A 20,400-nucleotide genomic window follows, 5' to 3' on the forward strand; every position below is an offset into this window, starting at 1 on the left:
GCACCCAATCACACGGAAAGTTTTTCCCGTTCTGCGTGAAGTGGCGCTTTACGCCACCGCGTAGACGTCTAAAGTCGGCCACGTCTCCCGTGATCGACCCGAAGGCACCATGGCACCACAAACCCTTTCCCGCCCGCACAGAAGTTACCATTGGAGCGGTTTGAAAGGGTTCGGCACGACAGCCAAAGCAACTTCCCTCGCTATTGCTCTCACTTTCCCCGGCATGGCGTTCGCGGAAGTTCTTGTCAGTCATGGGGTCTCCACGTTCGGAGAACTCAAATATCCCCCCGACTTCCGGCATTTCGACTACGTGAACCCGGATGCCCCGCGCGGCGGAACGATGAGCTTTCGCGGCACTGGTGCCAGCCAGACCTTCGACAGCCTTAACCCGTTCATCCTAAAGGGCGAACCGGCTCAGGGCCTCACGCTGCTGTACGACAGCCTGCTCTCCGGTTCGGCTGACGAACCTGACAGTGCCTACGGACTGCTGGCAGAAACAATCGAATATCCGGCTGACCGCTCTTGGGTGATCTTCAACATGCGCTCCGACGCCACCTTCTCGGATGGCGAACCGGTAACGGCGGATGATGTCGTCTTCACCTACGAGGTCCTGCTGGAAAAAGGCGCGCCCTCCTACAAGATCATCCTGCGCGACATCGAGAGCGTCGAGGCTCTCGGAGAGCATCGCGTCCGCTTCACCTTCCGCGAAGAGGCACCCAAGAAGGATCTTCCGGCACTGGCGGGCGGCCTTTCGATCCTGCCCGAACACTACTACGAGAGTTTTCCCTTCGAGGAGTCGACACTCGAGCCACCCGTCGGCTCCGGACCCTATGTCGTGGACCGGGTCGATCCCGGCAAGTCGATCCGCTATTGCCGCCGGCCGGACTACTGGGGTGACGACCTTCCGGTCAATGTCGGGGTGAACAACTTCGACTGCTACGTCTACGAGTATTTCGCCGACAACAATGCCTCTTTCGAGGCGCTCAAGGTCGGGCAATACCTGTTCCATCAGGAATTCTACTCCGCGCTCTGGGCCACGGCCTACAACTTTCCCGCCATCGACAACGGCTGGGTAGTGCGCGACGAGATCCCGGATGCCCGCCCCTCCGGCACCCAGGGGTTCTGGTTCAACCTTCGCCGGCAGAAATTTCAGGACCCCCGATTACGGGAAGCCATCGGCCTGATGTTCAACTTCGAATGGACCAACGAGACGCTGTTCTATGGTGCCTACGAGCGCACCGACAGCTTCTGGGAGAACACTGCCGATCTACAAGCCGAAGGTGTTCCGGAAGGCGACGAACTTGCGATCCTCGAGGAGTTTCGCGACGAACTCCCACCAGAGATATTTACCGAACCGGCATGGTCACCGCCGGTGATGACTTCGCGTCAACTCGATCGTGGTGCCCTGCGCCAGGCCACCGCCCTGCTGGACGAAGCAGGCTGGACGGTGGGTGAGAACGGGATGCGTCAGAATGCCGAAGGCGTCACGCTCAAGATCGATTTCGTTGACGACAACAGTTCCTTTGAGCGGGTCATGAACCCGTATGTGCAGAACCTGCGCAGGCTGGGTATCGACGCATCCTACCGGCAGATCGACCCTGCCCAGATGCAGCAACGGCTCGAGGATTTCGACTTCGACCTCGTGCCGGGCCGCTTTTCCATGTCGCTCTCGCCCTCGCTTGAACTGCGCCAGCTTTTCTCCAGCGAAGCAGCCGAAACGCCAGGCTCCGCAAACTATACCGGCCTCGCGGACCCGGTGGTCGATGCCCTGATCGAAGAGGTGATTTCCGCCGACAGCCGCGACGAGCTCGTCCCCCGCGTGCGTGCGCTCGACCGAGTGCTGCGGATCAAGCAGATCTGGGTTCCGAACTGGTATTCCGGGGTCTACCGGGTCGCATATTGGGATGTGTTCGGGCGCCCAGATGTCCAGCCGCCCTATGCCCGCGGCGATGCCTTCTGGTGGTTCGACCAGGAGAAATTCGACGCGCTGAAGGCCCAGGGCGCGCTCCGCTGAGATGCCCGGCTGACATGGTGAACTGACATGGGCGCGTATATCCTCCGCAGGCTGATCCTGATCATTCCGACCCTGTTCGGGATTCTTCTGGTGAACTTCGTGCTTGTCCAGTTCATGCCAGGCGGGCCGATCGAACAGATCATCGCCCAGATCAACAGCGAGGACGCAGGCGCGCTCAGCCGCATTGGCGGGGGCGGCGCGGATGCCGGTGGTTCAAGTGACTATCGCGGCGCAGAGGGCCTCCCCCCCGAGTTCATCGAGGATCTCGAGCGTCAGTTCGGTTTCGACAAGCCGCCTGTCGAGCGCTTCTTCATAATGCTCGGCAACTATCTGACCTTCGATTTTGGAGAGAGCTACTTCCGCTCGATCTCGGTGGTGGACCTCGTGCTTGAAAAGATGCCGGTCTCGATCTCGCTCGGCCTCTGGTCCACGGTGATCGCCTACCTGATCTCAATCCCGTTGGGCATCCGCAAGGCTATCAAGGACGGCTCATCCTTCGATACCTGGACCTCCGGGCTCATCATCGTGGCCTATGCGATTCCTAGTTTCCTCTTCGCGATCATGCTTCTAGTGCTCTTCGCCGGAGGCTCATATTTCCGGATCTTTCCGCTGCGCGGCCTCGTCTCGGAGAATTTTGCGGATCTCAGCCTTATGGGTCAGATCGCGGACTATTTCTGGCACATCACCCTGCCTGTTGCCGCCTCCACCATCGGCGCCTTTGCCACCCTGACGCTGCTGACGAAGAACTCCTTCCTCGACGAAATCCGCAAGCAATACGTGATCACCGCCCGCGCCAAGGGCCTGCGTGAAACCCGCGTGCTCTATGGCCATGTCTTCCGCAACGCGATGCTGATCGTGATCGCGGGATTCCCCGCTCTCTTCATCTCGGTGTTCTTCGGGGGCAGTCTGATCATCGAGACGATCTTCTCGCTCGACGGATTGGGACGGCTCGCCTACGAGGCCGCGATCCAGCGCGACTATCCGGTGGTCTTCGGCACGCTTTATGTCTTCGGACTCATGGGGCTCATCGTCGGGCTTCTGTCCGATCTAACCTATGTCTGGGTCGACCCCCGCATCGATTTCGAGAGCCGCGAAACGTGATGCGCCTCAATCCCCTCCAGCGCCGCCGCATCGCGAACTTCAAGGCCAATCGTCGGGCCTTCTGGTCGCTCTGGATTTTCCTGGCGCTCTTCTTCGTCACCCTGTTCGCCGAGTTCGTTGCTAACGACAAACCGCTTGTGGTGCGCTACCAGGGCGAACTGCGCTTCCCGATCTTCACGTTCTACTCGGAAGCCGATTTTGGCGGCGAGTTCCAGACGCAGGCCGAATACAACGCGCCGGAAGTGACCTGCCTTATCCGGACCGGAGGCAACGAGGAATGCCTCTATGATCCCGAAGCGGTGCTCGAAGAGGCCGAAACCGACAACACCGTGCTGGGCGAACCGATCGAACAGCCGGGATGGGCAATCTGGCCACCCATTCCCTACAGCTACAATACCATCAACTACGGCGTCGCAACTGCCCCCTCGCCGCCCGATGCCGACCATTGGCTCGGCACCGACGACCAGACCCGAGATGTCGTGGCACGCGTGATCTATGGTTTCCGTATCTCGGTCCTTTTTGCCCTGGTGGTCGCTGCCATCTCTTCCTTCATCGGTATCGCGGCGGGTGCAATACAGGGCTATTTCGGCGGTTGGGTGGATCTCACCTTCCAGCGCATCGTCGAAATCTGGACGAATCTACCGAGCCTTTATGTCATCATCATCCTTTCGGCGATCTTCCAGATGAACTTCTGGTTGCTCACGCTCCTCATCGCCTTCTTCTCCTGGACGCAGCTCGTCGGCGTGGTACGAGCCGAGTTCCTGCGCGCGCGCAACTTCGAATACGTACGCGCCGCCAAGGCGCTTGGCGTCGGCGACTGGACGATCATGTTTCGGCACCTGCTCCCCAATGCCATGGTGGCGACACTGACCCTCCTGCCTTTCCTCATCACAGGCGCGATCGGCGGGTTGGCCGCGCTCGACTTCCTCGGGCTGGGCCTGCCCCCCTCCTACCCTTCGCTGGGCGAACTGGCTTTGCAGGGAAAGAACCGGCTGAACGCACCCTGGCTCGGCTTCACCGCCTTCTTCACCTTCGCCATCATGCTCTCGCTGCTCGTTTTCATCTTCGAGGGCGTGCGCGATGCCTTCGACCCGAGAAAGACCTTTCGATGAGAGAGCGACGCGAAACACCGCACCGCGCGTTTGAAAATCGGGTTTGCACGAACCTCTCCGTACAGATCCGCGGAGGTGCCTCATGACCGCACCAATCCTCTCCGTCGACAATCTTACCGTCACCTTCCACCAAGGCGGCACGACGACGCAGGCCGTCAGGGGCGTGAGCTTCGCGCTCGCCCCCGGCGAAACCCTCGCGCTCGTGGGTGAGAGCGGCTCGGGCAAGTCCGTCACGGCCATGTCCACCGTCCGACTGCTTCCCGACAACGCCGAGGTCACGGGGACAGTCCGCTTCCGCGACAGGGATCTCTCGCGCGCGTCCGAACGCGACCTGCGCGCGACGCGCGGCAATGACATCAGCTTCATTTTCCAGGAGCCGATGACCTCGCTCAACCCCCTCCACACCATCCAGAAGCAGCTTGGCGAAAGCCTGTCTCTGCACCAGGGGCTAACGGGCGAAAAAGCGCGCGCCCGCATTCTGGAACTCCTGACTCAAGTGGGCATCCGCGAGCCCGAAAGCCGCCTGAACGCCTATCCGCACCAGTTGTCAGGCGGCCAGCGCCAACGCGTCATGATCGCCATGGCCCTTGCCAACAATCCGACGATCCTCGTGGCCGATGAACCGACCACCGCGCTCGACGTGACAATCCAGGCCCAGGTGCTTTCCCTTCTGGCCGAGATCCAGTCCCGTGCGAAGATGGCCATGCTCTTCATCACCCACGATCTCAACATCGTGCGCAAGATCGCCACCCGGGTAGCGGTAATGAAGGATGGCGAGATCGTCGAGACTGGCCGCACTGCGGACATCTTTGCAGCCCCCAGCCACCCTTACACCCGAAAACTTCTCGCGGCCGAACCGGCAGGCCAGCCAGATCCCGTTGTGCCGGACAGTACGGAAATTGTCGGCACGACGGACCTAAAGGTCTGGTTCCCGATCAAGCGCGGACTGCTCCGTCGCACCGTGAGCCATGTCAAGGCTGTCGATGGGGCGTCCCTTTCCGTACGCGCAGGCGAAACGCTGGGCATCGTTGGCGAAAGCGGCTCGGGCAAGACCACCCTTGCACTCGCGTTGATGAGGCTGATCTCCTCAAATGGCCCGGTCATCTTCATGGGTCAGGATATCCAGGACCGGAAGCACCGGGACATGCGCGCGCTTCGCCGCGACATGCAGATCGTGTTCCAGGATCCCTACGGTTCGCTCAGCCCCCGCATGTCCATCGAACAGATCATCGCCGAGGGACTGCGCATTCACGCCCCGGGGGGCGACATGCGCGCGAAAGTGGCGGATATCCTGCAAGAAGTGGGCCTCGATCCGGATCTGATGGATCGATACCCGCACGAGTTCTCCGGTGGTCAGCGCCAGCGCATTGCCGTGGCCCGCGCAATGATCCTGCAACCGAAACTGGTTGTGCTAGATGAACCGACCTCGGCGCTGGACATGACGGTGCAGGTACAGATCGTCGATCTTCTGCGCAACCTCCAGAGCAAATACGGGCTGGCCTACATCTTCATCAGCCATGATCTGCGTGTGGTGCGTGCGCTCGCGCACAAGGTGATGGTGATGCAGAATGGCAACGTGGTTGAGGCCGGCCCGGCGGATGAGATCTTCTCGAGCCCGAGGACGGAATACACCCGAACCCTGATGGCCGCGGCATTCGATCTCAGGGCCGAAGCAAGCTAAGCGGAACCACCGAAAGAACAGTCGTTTGGAAGGGTACGCCAATAGCGAATACCCTATGTCGTTGGAGGCAATTGTGCCGATACAAGTTTCGTCCTATAGACGTTGGCACGATGGCGAACATTCGGTTAGATTGTATTTGACTCGAATTATCCCAAGACGCTCGACCTGCCCCGCGCACGTTAGGCGATTGTTAGGCGCACCCAGAACGGACGGTCGATATGACAACTGACCCGAGATTCATCATCGGCATTGCTTCCTCCGCCGGGGGCCTCGAGGCGCTGACTCAACTTGTCCAGAACCTTCCCGCGGATTCGGGTGCGAGTTATGTCATCGCACAGCACATGTCGCCAACCCACAAGAGCCTGATGTCGACGCTCATCGGGCGCGAGGCGAACATGGACGTGATCGAAATGAGCGATCCGGTCAAACCAGCATCCAACACCATCTATGTCACGCCGCCGAACTGGGATGTCGTGCTGCAAGACAGCCTGCTCACCCTCGTTCCGCCACATGGCGAAGCGCGCACTCCCAAACCCTCTGGAGATCGGCTGTTCATGAGCCTCGCGCGAGAGCGCGGCGAGACATGCATGGGAATCGTGCTTTCGGGCACCGGCAGCGATGGCAGCTACGGCGTTCAGGCGATCCGCGAGGCCGGCGGCATCACCATCGCCCAGGATCTCGGCACGGCGAAATACGACGGGATGCCCGCCTCGGCCGCGGAAACCGGCTGCATCGACCTTGTGCTCTCCCCCACCCAGATCGGCCAGCACCTTGGCAAGATCCTGTCCAGCCCTCGGGATTTCGAGGGCCTGCGCACCATCACCGAAAGCCACAACAAGATGTCGGACCTGCTCCACATCCTGCTGGCGCGCACCAGGGTCGATTTCCGCGAGTACAAGGAAAGCACGGTGCATCGGCGGATCCAGCGCCGCATGATGGCCCTCGGCATCGACGCCTACGAGGACTACGTCGCCCATTGTCGGTCGGACGTGAACGAGGTCGATGCCCTCTTCAAGGATCTGCTGATCTCCGTCACCCGCTTCTTCCGTGACGAGAAACAGTTCGACTGTCTCCGAGACGCCATTGCCGACGTCGTCGAGCAGAACACCGAGGGGCCCATCCGCATGTGGGTCGCAGGCTGCGCCACCGGCGAGGAAGCCTACACCATCGCCATTCTCGTCGCCGAGGCCATGGGCGGCATCGAGAACATCTCCAAAGAGCGGCTGCAGGTCTTTGCCACGGACATCGACCTCGGCGCGCTCGAACTCGCGCGTATCGGCTCCTACCCCCAGTCCGCCGCAAACGACATCCCGCGAGAATATCTCGAGCAGTATTTCGACATCGCCGACGGCAAGATCCATGTAAAGCCGCGGCTCAAGAACGTCATCCGCTTCACCACGCACAACGTTTTTCAGGATCCGCCCTTCATCAACATCGATCTGGTGAGCCTACGGAATCTGCTGATCTACTTCAAGCCACGCCTCCAGGAGCGTGTGCTCAACCGCATCCATTACGCCTTGAAGCAGCACGGGCTACTCTTCCTTGGCACCTCCGAGAGCATCGGCGCGCTCAACGTCGATTTCGAGGCGGTCTCGGAACCCAACAAGCTCTTCAGCAAGCGCCGGATCGCGCGCAACACCGTCCGGTCGAGCTTCGGCGATCGTCCGTCCGAGATCATCCCCTGGAAACCGGTCCAGACGCCGGCGCCGGCCCCCGACAGCGGCGGTCTGCAAAAGGAGATGTTCGACGCGCTCGCCCGCTCCATCGCGCCCAATGCCCTGCTGGTGACCGCAAACCAGGACATTATCCGCATCTACGGCGAAATGAGTGACTTCATAGAGATGTCGGAAAAGACCCGCCTCGATCTGAAGCTTACCCTGCTGAAATCGCCGCTGCGGGACGAGGCGCCAAGCCTCTGCGGCGTGGCTCTCCGGCGCGGTGCACGGCGGCCGGGCATGCAGCACCGTATGGATGGGACGGACTACACCCACGTCCAGATGGAGGCCTATCCCATCTCGATCGCGGATGAACACGAAAGATACGTGCTGCTCGCCTTCGTGAAATCGTCCCCCGAAACGCCTGAGATCAGCTACGAATCCCTGCCGCAGGACGCTCAGGACAAACTCGTCCGCCAACTTCACTCAGAAATCCTCAGCACGCGCGAGGCCCTGCAGCAATCCATCGAGGAATTGCAGACCTCCAACGAGGAGCTGCAATCGGTCAACGAGGAACTGCAATCCACCAACGAGGAGTTGCAGGCGAGCAACGAAGAACTCGAAACGGCCAACGAAGAGCTGCAATCGACCAACGAGGAACTCGTTACCGTGAACGAGGAGCTGCAGGTCAACTCGTCCGAACTCAAGGAGGTGACGGGCGAGCTCACCTCCGTGCTCCAATCCGCCCCCTCCTCGATCCTGGTGGTGGACAATGCGCTGCAGATCGTGCGCGCGAGCCAGAACGCGCAATACACCTTCAAGCTCCCCGAAAGGAGCGCCACCCGGATGCACCTGAGCCAGGCATCCGTGCCGCACGGCTACCCCTCGCTCACCCACATCGCGAACGAGACATTCAGGCTGCGCGAAAACCAGGAACACCAGTTCACCTGCGGCCAGAAGCTTGTGAGCCTGAAATCCGCGCCGTTCTTCGACGAGAACATGGCATTGCGCGGCATCACGATGATCTTCTCGGAATACGATGTCTACGAGGAGAACCTCCTGCGCGAGGAACTCACCATGCGGGCGCGCCTCGTGGAGTCCATCGACAATGTGGCGCATTTCAAGCACGATCTTCGCAGCAACACGCTCAGTTGGTCGGAGAAGATGTTCAAGATCTTTGGCCTGCCCGAAACCCAAAAGGAACCAACACCCGAACAGGTCGAAGGCTTCTTCGATCCCAGCGACTCCGAAACCGTGCGCAAGGCGATCGACCAGTCCATGAAGACGGGTTGGCCCTATCGGTTCAACCGGAAGCTGCGGCGCCCCGAAGGCGAGCTGATCGAGGTCGAGATCTTCGGCGGACCGGTGCGGGATGACAGCGGGTCAATCGTGGCCAATGTCGGCGCCATACGCGTACTCGAAGAGCCGGGAGGCAGCCTCTCGACCAACCAGAAGAACGGCCAGAAAGCCCTGAGCTCCTGATGCCGAAACCCCGCAACGCCTCTGAAAAATACTGTATCCATGCGGCCCACGGGCATACCCGCCGGACCCGTGGCTCGAATCGCGACATTCGCCCGGGGGCAGCAGACAGAGGTTTACGTCGGGATAACAGTGCCTTGGCAGGGCGCTAAACGGTCTGTTAACTCTTTGGAGAGATATCGGCGTTAAGACTTTAATTCGTCGAAAATTCTCAACAAATATGGCGTGCATCAGTATGAACCAAGCGATGACGGCCTCAGATTCGGCAGATGTGTTTTCAGTGACCATCTCCCGGGATGCCGGTGAAAGCTACAAGATCCGCTCGGTCGATATTCTCGGCCAGAACATGCGCCATCGGATTTCATTCACGAAAAGCAATGGCATTCGCGATGTATTCGAAGCCGACCTTGCAGAATGCATTGAAACCATTCTCGTTCGCCTGCCCGATGGGGCACATGTCTTTTCGGACCCCGATTTTGTCATTGAGCTTCCGGGCCTGACATTGGCTCGCCTTCGCGCACTCATCAATGAAGCCGCGGATGGCGCGAGACAGGTCATTGTTCGCTTCCGTTATTTCATTGGCACGCTGCAATCGGCGTTTCGGGTTGATACGTATCTCCGCGTTCCATCCATCGACCATCGTGAACAGATTGCGGTTGAGGCGTTGGCCGATATTGCGACGCCGATCTTCAGTCTCGCTCTTGCCGGAGCGCGCCCTCCCAATTCGAGCCAGGAGTACGAGCACGTGCGCAAGAAGCTGGAGGACCTTTCGAGCCGCGCCAGCGAGGTGAATTTCTACCTCTCGCTTCTTACCCGTTATGTGACGGAATGTGCACGCCAGACCCGTGAAAACGAGGAGCTTCGCGCACGCCTTGAATCTCCGCGCACCGGGCCGCATGTGCGCCGGTTGCAGGCAGGAAGCTGAGCCTTCCCCCGCGTGAACGGGGGAAGCACTTATCCCATCAGGCCGCTCGGCCGCTTCGAAACCCTTGACGAAGTGTTGTTGCGTCCCCGGAAAGGGTTGAGCCGGTTGGAAACCAGTTCCTCTATCGTGAGATGCAGCTCGTCGATCGGCACGGGCTTCTCGAACAGTGCATCGGCCCCGAGGTCGCGTGCGATTCGAAGCGGACTCGCCCCCCCCTGGATCGAGACACCGCCAGAAATCGCGATGATCGGCAATCGAGTCCAATCGACACGCCAGAGCTGACGGATTGTGGAGATGAGCCGTACGCCCCCGTCCGGAACAAGCCTGTTCTCCTTCTTTACAAAAATATCGCTCAGGAGCACATCTGCGCCGGAAACTTCGAGATGGTCTAGCGTGGATTGAGCATCAGGGAATACCATGACCTCATGTCCGACCCTTTCCAGGAGCTGCGACAACAGAACTCCCTCATCGGGGTCGTCTTCCATGATTATGATACGGGCCAAAGATCACTCCAGTTATGTAGAATACCTAGTTATCTGATTATAGGTTTCTTTCTCAAGGATTCCCCTACTCGAGCGAACGGTGCTCCTGAGCATGTGAAACCCCGGACAGTCCTCGACGATCATCCGGGGTTCGAGACAGCTGGAAAACGTCCGTCTGTGCGACGTGGAGCGTTCTGATCCGCTCTGGCCGCTTCTATGCCACCTCGGCCATTTCCGGCTCCTTCGCACCTGTCATGAAGGCCACTGCATCCGACATGGAATAGTCACCCGGCTTGATGACACAGAGCCGCCTGCCGAGGCGATGAATGTGGATCCTATCCGCCACCTCGAAGACATGCGGCATGTTGTGACTGATCAGGATGATCGGGATACCGCGCGAGCGGACCTCGAGGATCAGGTCCAGAACGCGACGACTTTCCTTCACGCCCAGCGCGGCGGTCGGCTCGTCGAGGATCACCACCTTGGAGCCGAAGGCCGCGGCGCGCGCCACTGCTACGCCCTGCCGCTGACCGCCCGAAAGCGTCTCCACTGGCTGCTTGATGTTCTGGATCGTCATCAGCCCCAGTTCGGCCAGCTTCTCGCGCGCAAAGGCTTCCATCGCCTTCTTGTCGAGCTTGTGGAGATACTTGCCCATGAAGCCCTGCATCTTGATCTCGCGCCCCATGAACATGTTGTCCGCGATCGAGAGCGCGGGGCTCATTGCCAGCGTCTGGTAGACCGTTTCGATGCCGGCGGCGCGGGCATCGTTGGGCACATTGAACTTCACGGGCTTGCCGTCGAGCAGGATCTCGCCCGCATCGGGCACCACTGCGCCCGAAAGTGCCTTGATGAGGGTAGACTTGCCCGCCCCGTTGTCTCCGATCACCGCGAGGATCTCGCCAGGCAGGAGGTCGAAGTCGCAATGATCGAGCGCGGTCACCTTGCCGTAGCGCTTTACCAGGTCGCGGCCTTGAAGAATCGGCTGGGTCATGCCGTCACCTTTCTGATCCACTGGTCTACGGTCACGGCGGCGATGATGAGCACGCCGATGAGAAGATAGGTCCATTGAGGGTCCGCACCCGACATCCTGAGGCCAAGTTCGAAGACCCCCACGATCAGCGCGCCGAAGAAGGCCCCGATAATGGAGCCGCGCCCGCCGAAGAGCGATATGCCCCCGATCACCACGGCCGTGATCGCCTGGATATTGCCCACGACACCCGTGGTTGCCGAGGGAGAGACAGATCCGAAGCGGCCGATCATCACCCAGCCCGCAAGCCCGCATATGAAGCCCACCAGCATGTAGACCGACATGATCGTGCGATGCCGGTCGACGCCCGCGAGTTGCGCCGCTTCCGGGTCATCCCCCACCGCATAGACATGACGGCCCCAGGGAGTCGAGCGCAGGGCATAGGCCAGCACCGCGACGAGGAGCAGCATCAGCACCACACCGAGCGTGAAGGTCGCACCCCAGAGCTGGAACTTCAGCCCGAGAAACTGCAGGAACGGCGCTTCTGCCTCGATATCCTGCGACCGGATCGTCTCGTTGGCCGAGTAGAGATAGTTCACCGCCAGCACGATCTGCCACATGCCGAGAGTGACGATGAAGGGTGGCAGCTTGATCCGGCTCACCAGCCAGCCGTTCACCGCACCGATCGCCGTGCCGCAGGCCAGTCCGATCGGCACGGCCAGAACCGCAGGAATGCCGTAGCGGAAGGTGACCTGCCCCATGATGACCGAGCAGAGCACCGCAACCGCCCCCACCGAGAGATCGATCCCGGCCGTGAGAATGATGAGCGTCTGCGCCGCAGCCAGGACGCCCACGATCTGCACCTGCTGCAGGATCAGCGTCAGAGCGAAGGGCGAGAAGAATTTCGACCCCAGAAGCAGGCCGAAGACGATGATCGCGCCCACCAGAACGATCATCGGCACCAGTGCCGGCGTGCTGTGAAGCGCGTCATGGAAGCGGCCCATGAAACCCTTGTGCGTGTCGTCGAACTTCGCGAAGTCTTCCTTACCCCGCGTGCGCACGACGTTCTCGTAGCTGTCGGTATTCGACATATCGGCCTCCCCTTTGTTGGTAGCGCGGGACGGAACCGTCAGGTCCACCCCGCACCACGTGTCTCACCCCGAAAGGGTCAGTGGCCTCAGCCCCAGCAGCGATCCATGCCCTCTTCGACGGAGATCGAATCGACCCCGTCCACCGGATCATCGGTCACGAGCGCGACGCCCGTGTCGAAGAAGTTCTTGCCTTCCGTCGCTTCGGGCTTGGTGCCGTCCGCAGCGAAAGCAGCAATCGCCTCGATGCCCAAGGACGCCATGAGCAGCGGATACTGCTGCGAGGTGGCACCGATCACGCCATCGGCCACGTTCTGCACACCCGGGCAGCCGCCATCGATGGACACGATCAGCGCATCGCCTTCCGTCCCGATGGACTTGAGCGCCTCATAGGCTCCGGCGGCTGCAGGCTCGTTGATCGTGTAGACCACGTTGATGGAGGGATCCGTGGCAAGCAGGTTCTCCATCGCCCGGCGACCGCCCTCCTCGTTGCCCTGCGTCACGTCATGACCAACGATGCGGTCGTCGTCCTCATCGCCCCACTTGTTCGGATCGCCAAGCTCGATCCCGAAGCCCTGCAGGAACCCCTGATCGCGCAGCACACCCACCGAAGGCTGCGACACGTCGAGGTCGAGCATCGCGATCCGCGCATCTGCCGCCGCATCCCCGAGCTTCGCCGCGGCCCACTGACCGATCAGCTCGCCCGCAAGGAAATTGTCGGTGGCAAAGGTCATGTCGGCGGCATCGATCGGATCGAGCGGCGTGTCGAGCGCGATCACCAGAATGCCGGCGTCGCGCGCCTGCTGAACCGTCGGCACGATGGCCGAGGTGTTCGATGCGGTGATGAGGATGCCGTCCACGCCCGAGGCAATGCAGGTTTCCATGGCGTTGACCTGGCTCTCATTGTCGCCGTCAACCTTGCCCGCATAGCTGTTGAGCGAGATGCCCAGCTCTTCCGCCTTGGCGTTCGCGCCCTCGCGCATCTTCACGAAGAACGGATTCGTGTCCGTCTTGGTGATGAGACAGGCCGAAACGTCCTGCGCCCAGGCACCGCCGGTGAAGGCCGCAATTGCGATGGCACTGGCTGTTGCAAGTCTGATCATGGTAACCTCCCAGTTGGTAACACCGCCGATTGCTTGGCGGCATCTGTTCCGCTCTTTCACGGATAGCGACTCTTAGCGCCCCTGATATCGTGACGTCAATAAATAAATCCACTTGATTTATAAATCTACAGACGTCATGATCTGATCAACTTTTTGGAGAACCGCCTCGATGGACGGGAACGGAATACGCAGGTTGAGCGACGGCGCAAATCAGACAGGCGTGCGCGCGCACAACGAACGGCTCATCATGTCGGTCATTCAGCGCCACGGCGGAATGCCGGGCAGCGATATCGCCAAGATGACGGGCCTCTCAGCCCAGACCGTGTCCAATATCCTGCGCAAACTGGAGGAAGAGGGCTTTCTCCTGCGGGGCGAGCCGAAGCGCGGGCGCGTCGGCAAGCCCTCCATTCCCATGGCCATCGACCCCGATGGTGCGATTTCTTTCGGCCTCAAGATCGGCCGGCGCTCCGCGGATCTCGCGATGATGAACATGCATGGCGATGTTCTTGAAAGGAAACAGGCCACCTATCGCTATCCCATGCCCGCGGCAATCTTTGCCTTTCTCTCCGAGGGGATAGACACTTTTTCCGCCACGCTGACCGAGCATCAGTCAAGCCGCCTCTGTGGCATCGGAATCGCCGCTCCCTCCGATATCTGGAGCTGGGCCGATGTTCTCGGTGCACCCGAAGAGTTCACGATCTGGCGGGAAACCGATTTCGAGCGTGAGATCGCGCGCTTCAGCGACCTGCCGCTTTTTACCGAGAATGACACCACCGCCGCCTGTCAGGCCGAGCACATCTTCGGGCGCGGGCGCACGTTTTCCGATTACGCCTATTTCTTCATCGGGTCTTTCATCGGTGGCGGCGTCGTACTGCGTTCCAGTGTCGTGGAAGGTGGTCAGCGCAATGCCGGCGCGTTCGGCTCGCTGCGCGTGACCGACCGGCAGGGCCGGGAATCCGCGCTGATCGACGCCGCGTCACTCTATCTCCTAGAAACGTCGATCACCGAGCTTGGCCTCGACCCCACCCTCATGTGGCACATGCCGCAGGATTGGACTGCATTCGAATCCGTGCTCGGCACCTGGATCGACAATTCGGCAGCGGCCATCGCCCATGCCAGCCGATCGGTCTGCAGTGTGATGGATTTCGAGGCCGTGTTGATTGACGGTGCCTTCCCGCCGGATGTGCGTGCGCGCCTCGTCCAGAAGACCCGCGAGGAAATGGATCGGCTCGACATGCGCGGCCTCATCGCACCGCGGATCGAGGAAGCGTCCGTCGGCGTCGATGCCCGCGTTCGAGGGGCCGCCTGCGCACCGATCTACGCGCAATACTTCTTCAAGTGAGTTCCTGCGCGCTCCGGACGACAACATTGAGTCTGCGCGCCCTTTCGACCAGATCGGAATAGACCCGTCCATTCTCAGTCGCGAAATGCCGACACCACCCTTCGAGGAAGGCCCTCTCGTGTTCCGCCTGCCGCGCCTTTCGCAGGATCACCGCGATCCGCCAGGCACAATGCGGCGAGGGCGCGACCCCATTCTCGAAATAGCTGCGGCATTCGCTTTCCACCCGCTCAAGATGCGCGTCGAAATCGTTTTCCGTCACTTTGATGGCGCCAGATCGCCTGCGCGGAACGCCCCTTCTCACGTTGACCGTCCCGACTGTCGGGACTGGCGCGTCCATCAGAAAGCGAACCAAACCATCAAGCCGTGAAAGATGCGGCACCACATCCGGGCCTCGCACGATCCGCGCGCTCGAAGCGGTGCGCATTTCGCGGCCCCCTGCCCCGTCAAGAATCTGCCCGTAGCTCAGGCCCGTGCGAGTTTCCGCCAGAAGCACGACCATGGCTGCGGCTTTCGCATCCTCACCGGCATCGTGGTGATCGAATTCGAGGTCCAGCGCCCGCTTCAGATGCGCCAGCCCATGTCCACCACTGCCCTTGAATTCCGGCCAGGCCCTACGCGCGATCTTCACGCTGTCCCCCCATGACCATAGCGGCTCATCCTGCCCGATCACCGCGCAGGCACTGCGGATCGCCCGGCGATCGAATCCGCTGTGCTGGATGATGAAATGGCGATCGAGCAGCGGCTCGATCCGACGCAGGACCTCCGCGAATTGCGGTGCACCCCGGACCATCTCCGCATCTATTCCGTGGATCTGCACGTTGAACGAAGAGAAGCGCTGCTTGGGGTCGACAAGCGTGCTCCACACCTCGATCCCACCCTCCGCATCGACGCAGGCAAGGCCGATCTGGCATATGCTCGAGGGATCGGAGTTGGCCGTTTCCACGTCGAGCGCCACGAAACGGAACGAACCGCGCGGAAAGTTCTGGGCGATTTTTGGGGTGAAGAACAAGGCACGCTCCGGAAAGTGTCGGTCAGACTGCAGGCTACATCAGCTATCCCTGGTCCGCCATGCCGTGAAAACCGGTCAGGGCGCTTTTCCATCCGCGTTCTCCCTGCCCGCGGTCGCATCCCTCCCCTTGCCGGCGCGGATGTCCGCCCCATGTCGAACGGGAACGAGGGCAACGAGAACAGCGACGGGCGATGATCGTGGAGTGGTTCAACCAACATACCGGGCTGATTCAGGCTGTGATGAGCGCGACGACGGCGATCATCTGGCTAGTCTATCTCCATGCAATCCTGAGTGGTTACCGGCGGCAACGGCGCGCCACGATCATCATCACCGCCACGGGTCATGGTCTCAATGCGCGGTGTTTTGTTGCCAATCTTGGCCTGGAACCCGTCAACGTCCTGGGCGTGGTCATCGATTCCGAACTGGACGGGGTCAAGCGCCGGACGGATATCGCCGAACTGAACGGTTCCGCCGAAGACAGCACCCAGATTTCCAAGAGCATTCCGCATGGACCGCTCACGAGCGGGGCATACGCCGACATCGGCACGTTCAAGCAGCTCTGCGGCCTGACCCAGCCCTCCGACGATCACCCCAGACCGAATGAGGGTGAGATCATTGTGACGGTGATCGCGACCACCGCGGCCGACAGCTATCTCGCCGGCGCGAAACGCACCTTCTTCATCGAGGCGGCGGATGAAGGCGGCCCGCCTTACCTCCGGGCAGATTCAGCTCAGACGAAACAGATCCGGTCGCGCGCGGGGCGCAGGCAGCTCGAGAGCGCGCTTGGATGCTACAACGACGATCATCAAACCCGATTTTGAGCCATAGGATCCCTCCATCCGACGCAAAACGTTTATGCATGGTTTGTGCATAGGTTGTGCATGGGTTGTGTATCGAAAAAATTGGGCATTCAGCCCCGTGGCGGCGTATGCTGGCTGGGGTCCAACCGCACGTTGATCTCCGACCCGCCTTTCACGTAAATGTCCCTGTGGCCCAGCGGTGTGCGGATGTCGTTGGCCCGGAATTTCTCCCAGATCGCAAGCAGTACATCACTGCGAACATTGATGATTCCGTTGGTCGGGTCTTCGATCCAGAACCGCATTTCCAGGTTCACCGAACTGTCCCCGAAGCTCATCAGCCGACAGACAGGCGCTGGATTCTGCAGAACGCGCGGCGTTTCTGCCGCCGCTTCCACGGCTAGTTCCATAGCGTGCCGTACATCGCAATCGAACGACACTCCAATGGGCGTTAGGAGCCGTAACCTGTTGTTTGTATAGGACCAATTTATGATCCGGCGCGTGATCAGATCCTCGTTCGGCACCAGCCATTCGGTGCCGTCGCGTGTTGTGAGAGAAACATATCGGGCATTGAGAGATGTGACCCAGCCAAAGAGCTGTACGGCGCGATTGTCCGGATTGCTTAACTCCACCACGTCACCGGGCTTGATCGACCGATCGAAGAGCAGGATCACACCACTGATGATGTTGGCGATGGGCTTCTGAAGACCGAAACCGATACCCACGCCCAGCGCACCGGTAAAAAGCGCGAAGGCCGTAAGGTCGATCCCCGCCCCGGTCAACGCCGCCACCATCGCCGTGGTGATAAGCACGAAACGCAATGACTTGCTCGTCAAAACCCGCAGCGACGGCGTCAGCCCCGACGCCCGCTCGACCCGCGACTCAACAAGCCGCGAGACCGCTAGTGCGACCCAGAGGAGCACGGCCAGCTGCACGCCGCCGCGCAGAATATCAAGCAAGGTCAGACGTGTATTGCCGAGGCGAATTCCCATGTGATCGAGCCAGACGATCGCGGGGCCGAGCATCTCGAAGATGTTCAGCGCCGCCACGAGGAAGACCAGAAAGGCAAAAAGCTTGGAGAAGAAATCGTTGCGGATGAATCGGCTGACCAACCGGATCGGAACCCATGCCCCGAGGAGATTGGCACAGATCGCGATCAGACCTGCGGGCAAGCCAAAGCCCGACCAGATCGGCAGCGCCAGAAGAAGCACGACAAGCGCAATCATCGGAACGGCGAGGGAAATGGTGGCCTTTAGCACCAGCCCCATGACCGGCATTCGGATCGCCGGGCGCATCGTCCGCCGCAGAAGCGCTGCACGCAGCGGCCGTGCCAAGATCCAGGCAAAGACGAAGGCACCAATGACGAACGCCGCCTGCCCGAGAGAACTCCAGACGAACACACGGGTCAGCAGCCAGTATTCCGCCTGCATCTGGAAATTCTCAATCGCGATAACGTCAATCAGACGCTGGTAGCTCTCCATATGCACAAATCTCGCTGCTGGACGCTCATTCCCGTGGCCTCTCGACTATCGGCAATCCGCAGGTAAAGGATCAACCGTGAACTCGCCGTCTTGCCGCACCCCGCACGGCTCGTCTATCGTTGTCCTGGTCCAACGGGCCGCTCAAACTCGCCAGGGGGAGGAACATGCTCCAGCTCCGTCAGCGGTGTCGACTGCACGGCCTGCTCTTCAGCCTAGTTTTCGCTTGCGGCCTTTTCCCGCAGGGAGCGGCGGGGCTCGAACAACGGCTGATCTCGGTGTCAACAGGCGGACGCACCGGCGTCTATTACTTTGCCGGCGGCGCAATCTGCAGCTTTCTAAATGCCCTGAGGTGGAGCACCGGCGTGCGGTGTCTGGCAAAATCGACATTCGGATCGATCGAGAACCTCAATGCCGTGCGCAGCGGACGCACGACCTTCGGAATCGTCCAGTCGGATTGGCAATATCATGCGGTCACCGGCAGCAGCGTTTTTGAAGCTGCGGGGCCTGACACGGAATTGCGCGCGATCTTCGCACTTTTTCCGGAACCACTCACTGTTGTCGCAGGCCCCGACACCGACATTGATCGCTTCGTCGATCTCGCCGAGAAAAGGGTCAGCCTCGGACCCGCGGGGTCTGGAGGGCGCGCAACCATGTATGCAGTGATGAACGCGCTGGGGTGGACGGAAAGTGAATTCGCGTATGTTGCCGATCTGCCCATGGATGCACTCTCAAGCGCAATCTGCTCCGGTGAAATTGATGCGGCAGTCTTTGTCGTGGCGCATCCCAACTTGACGGTCGACAACATGGTCAACGATTGTGGCGCACGCCTGGTGCCGCTCGAGGGTGAAAGCATTGATGCCATTGTCGAGAAGCAGACACACTATGTCGAAACCGAGATCCCGGCCGGGACTTATTCAGGGCAGACTGCGGGCGTGCCAGCCTTCGCAATCCGAGCGACCATGGTGGCGTCAGCCCGCACGGCACCGTCTTTGGTCGAGATGCTTGTAGAGACGGTTTTCAACAACCTCGACGAACTTCGCGCCTCTCATCCCGCATTTGAGGACCTCGACCCGCAGAGCATGGTCACCGAGGGGCTTACGGCACCGCTTCATATTGGCGCGCGTCAATACTACGAGGCGCAGGGGTTCCTTTCCGAGCCGGCCCGAAGCCAGTAGTCCGGCAACATCAAGCGAGTCAGTCCCGCGCCGAGTAGATCCAGCCGCTGGCTCGCGAAACCTCGGACTTGATGAAGCCCACTACGGCCTGCACGCGACGTATCTCCCGCTGGCTCTCGTGATAGGCTAGCCAATAGGAACGGCGCACGGAATGCGCGGGCATCAGTCGAACAAGACCGGTTTCGGCGCAGGCAATGAAGTCGTGCAAAACGCCAATTCCGGCCCCCGATCGCACCGCCTGCATCTGCCCGAGCGCACTCGATATGGCGATGCCAGGGCGGAAGGCTCCGTATATCTGCGCCGCATAGTCCAGCGAGCGTGCGTAAAGGAGGTCTTCAACGTATCCTACCAGCCTGTGCTTGCCGAGATCGTCCGGCCCGTCAGGACAGCCCATGTCGGCGATGTAGTCATCGGAGGCAAAGAGGCCGAGCGAGTAGTCTGTCAGCTTCGCGGTAACAGCCCGCCCCCGCTCGGGTCGGCCAACGAGAATGGCGACATCCGCCTCACGTTGGGAGAGCGAGAAACTGCGCGGAACCGGCACGAGTTCCACATTCAGGTCCGGGTGGCGGGCCGCGAGCAGGCGAAGGCGCGGTGCGAGAAAATGGATACCGAAGCCGTCAGGCGCCCCGATGCGGACGGTGCCGGATATGCGTGCAGTCCCACCCTTGAAGAGAGCCTCACCCTCAAGCATTGCCGTTTCGGCCCTCTCAAGATGAGCGACCAGAGCTGCACCCTCGGATGTCAGCGCGCAGCCCTGCGGCCCGCGCACCACGAGGGTGGTCTGTAACCCGGCCTCAAGATGGGTCAATCGCCTGCTGAGCGTGGCTTGGTTGATACCGAGGCGACGGCCCGCTGCGAGCATCTGCCCTTCACGTGCGATGGCCAAAAAGATCCGCGCGTCATCCCAGTTCATGCCGAAACCTCGGACGGGTGCTATGCAAAAACGCATAATCATCTTCCGACATTGTCGATTTATTTCTCAGTTTTGC

The 20,400-nt window shown here is 60.7% G+C and carries 16 protein-coding genes; 9 read left to right on the forward strand and 7 right to left on the reverse strand.

The genetic code is table 11. The annotated features are described in order from the left end of the window. Positions 1-109: 109 nt before the first annotated feature. The 6 genes from ACP15W_RS11915 (at position 110) to ACP15W_RS11940 (ending at position 9,967) form a co-directional block, all read left to right on the forward strand. Positions 110-2,014 carry an extracellular solute-binding protein gene (locus ACP15W_RS11915; RefSeq protein WP_424933116.1) on the forward strand — a complete coding sequence of 635 codons (1,905 nt, stop codon included), beginning with the start codon at positions 110-112 and terminating at the stop codon, positions 2,012-2,014. Positions 2,015-2,041: 27 nt separating this feature from the next. Further along, positions 2,042-3,115 (forward strand): microcin C ABC transporter permease YejB, encoded by a 1,074-nt coding sequence (locus ACP15W_RS11920; RefSeq protein ID WP_424933117.1) that lies wholly within the window; start codon positions 2,042-2,044, stop codon positions 3,113-3,115. Next, positions 3,115-4,227, forward strand: a complete 1,113-nt coding sequence (locus tag ACP15W_RS11925; protein ID WP_424933118.1) for an ABC transporter permease — start codon at positions 3,115-3,117, stop codon at positions 4,225-4,227. Before ACP15W_RS11920 ends, ACP15W_RS11925 begins: the two co-directional genes overlap by 1 nt. An 82-nt stretch (positions 4,228-4,309) precedes the next feature. Next, entirely contained in the window at positions 4,310-5,908 is a 1,599-nt protein-coding gene (locus ACP15W_RS11930; RefSeq protein ID WP_424933119.1) for an ABC transporter ATP-binding protein, read from the forward strand. Between the two features lie 218 nt (positions 5,909-6,126). After that, entirely contained in the window at positions 6,127-9,045 is a 2,919-nt protein-coding gene (locus tag ACP15W_RS11935; protein WP_424933120.1) for a CheR family methyltransferase, read from the forward strand. A 277-nt stretch (positions 9,046-9,322) separates the two neighbouring features. Next, entirely contained in the window at positions 9,323-9,967 is a 645-nt protein-coding gene (locus tag ACP15W_RS11940) for a hypothetical protein (RefSeq protein ID WP_424933121.1), read from the forward strand. 29 nt (positions 9,968-9,996) lie between these two features. Here the strand turns inward: ACP15W_RS11940 and ACP15W_RS11945 are convergent, their stop codons facing one another. From ACP15W_RS11945 to ACP15W_RS11960, 4 genes are all read right to left on the reverse strand, one after another. Continuing rightward, the gene (locus tag ACP15W_RS11945; RefSeq protein ID WP_424933122.1) at positions 9,997-10,470 is read right to left on the reverse strand and encodes a response regulator; all 474 of its coding nucleotides are present in this window, start codon (positions 10,468-10,470) and stop codon (positions 9,997-9,999) included. Between the two features lie 193 nt (positions 10,471-10,663). Continuing rightward, positions 10,664-11,440: an ATP-binding cassette domain-containing protein gene (locus ACP15W_RS11950; RefSeq protein ID WP_424933123.1), complete on the reverse strand. Its 777-nt coding sequence runs from the start codon at positions 11,438-11,440 to the stop codon at positions 10,664-10,666. Next, entirely contained in the window at positions 11,437-12,507 is a 1,071-nt protein-coding gene (locus ACP15W_RS11955; protein ID WP_424933124.1) for an ABC transporter permease, read from the reverse strand. Before ACP15W_RS11955 ends, ACP15W_RS11950 begins: the two co-directional genes overlap by 4 nt. Positions 12,508-12,593: 86 nt before the next feature. Beyond that, the gene (locus ACP15W_RS11960; protein WP_424933125.1) at positions 12,594-13,607 is read right to left on the reverse strand and encodes a sugar ABC transporter substrate-binding protein; all 1,014 of its coding nucleotides are present in this window, start codon (positions 13,605-13,607) and stop codon (positions 12,594-12,596) included. 169 nt (positions 13,608-13,776) lie between these two features. Between ACP15W_RS11960 and ACP15W_RS11965 the strand changes: the two genes are divergently transcribed. Beyond that, entirely contained in the window at positions 13,777-14,949 is a 1,173-nt protein-coding gene (locus tag ACP15W_RS11965; protein ID WP_424933126.1) for an ROK family transcriptional regulator, read from the forward strand. Here the strand turns inward: ACP15W_RS11965 and ACP15W_RS11970 are convergent. Then, positions 14,942-15,958: a 3'-5' exonuclease gene (locus tag ACP15W_RS11970; RefSeq protein WP_424933127.1), complete on the reverse strand. Its 1,017-nt coding sequence runs from the start codon at positions 15,956-15,958 to the stop codon at positions 14,942-14,944. The two genes, ACP15W_RS11965 and ACP15W_RS11970, sit on opposite strands and share 8 nt — an antisense overlap. A 239-nt stretch (positions 15,959-16,197) precedes the next feature. Between ACP15W_RS11970 and ACP15W_RS11975 the strand changes: the two genes are divergently transcribed. Next, the gene (locus ACP15W_RS11975) at positions 16,198-16,779 is read left to right on the forward strand and encodes a hypothetical protein (protein WP_424933128.1); all 582 of its coding nucleotides are present in this window, start codon (positions 16,198-16,200) and stop codon (positions 16,777-16,779) included. Positions 16,780-16,868: 89 nt separating this feature from the next. Here the strand turns inward: ACP15W_RS11975 and ACP15W_RS11980 are convergent, their stop codons facing one another. Then, positions 16,869-18,236 carry a mechanosensitive ion channel family protein gene (locus ACP15W_RS11980; protein WP_424933129.1) on the reverse strand — a complete coding sequence of 456 codons (1,368 nt, stop codon included), beginning with the start codon at positions 18,234-18,236 and terminating at the stop codon, positions 16,869-16,871. A 164-nt stretch (positions 18,237-18,400) separates the two neighbouring features. Between ACP15W_RS11980 and ACP15W_RS11985 the strand changes: the two genes are divergently transcribed. Next, positions 18,401-19,411 (forward strand): TAXI family TRAP transporter solute-binding subunit, encoded by a 1,011-nt coding sequence (locus ACP15W_RS11985; protein WP_424933130.1) that lies wholly within the window; start codon positions 18,401-18,403, stop codon positions 19,409-19,411. A 19-nt stretch (positions 19,412-19,430) separates the two neighbouring features. Here the strand turns inward: ACP15W_RS11985 and ACP15W_RS11990 are convergent, their stop codons facing one another. Continuing rightward, positions 19,431-20,324 carry a LysR family transcriptional regulator gene (locus tag ACP15W_RS11990; RefSeq protein ID WP_424933131.1) on the reverse strand — a complete coding sequence of 298 codons (894 nt, stop codon included), beginning with the start codon at positions 20,322-20,324 and terminating at the stop codon, positions 19,431-19,433. Between the last annotated feature and the right edge of the window lie 76 nt (positions 20,325-20,400).

The sequence above is a fragment of the Amaricoccus macauensis genome, assembly GCF_049800915.1.
Classification (GTDB): domain Bacteria; phylum Pseudomonadota; class Alphaproteobacteria; order Rhodobacterales; family Rhodobacteraceae; genus Amaricoccus; species Amaricoccus macauensis_A.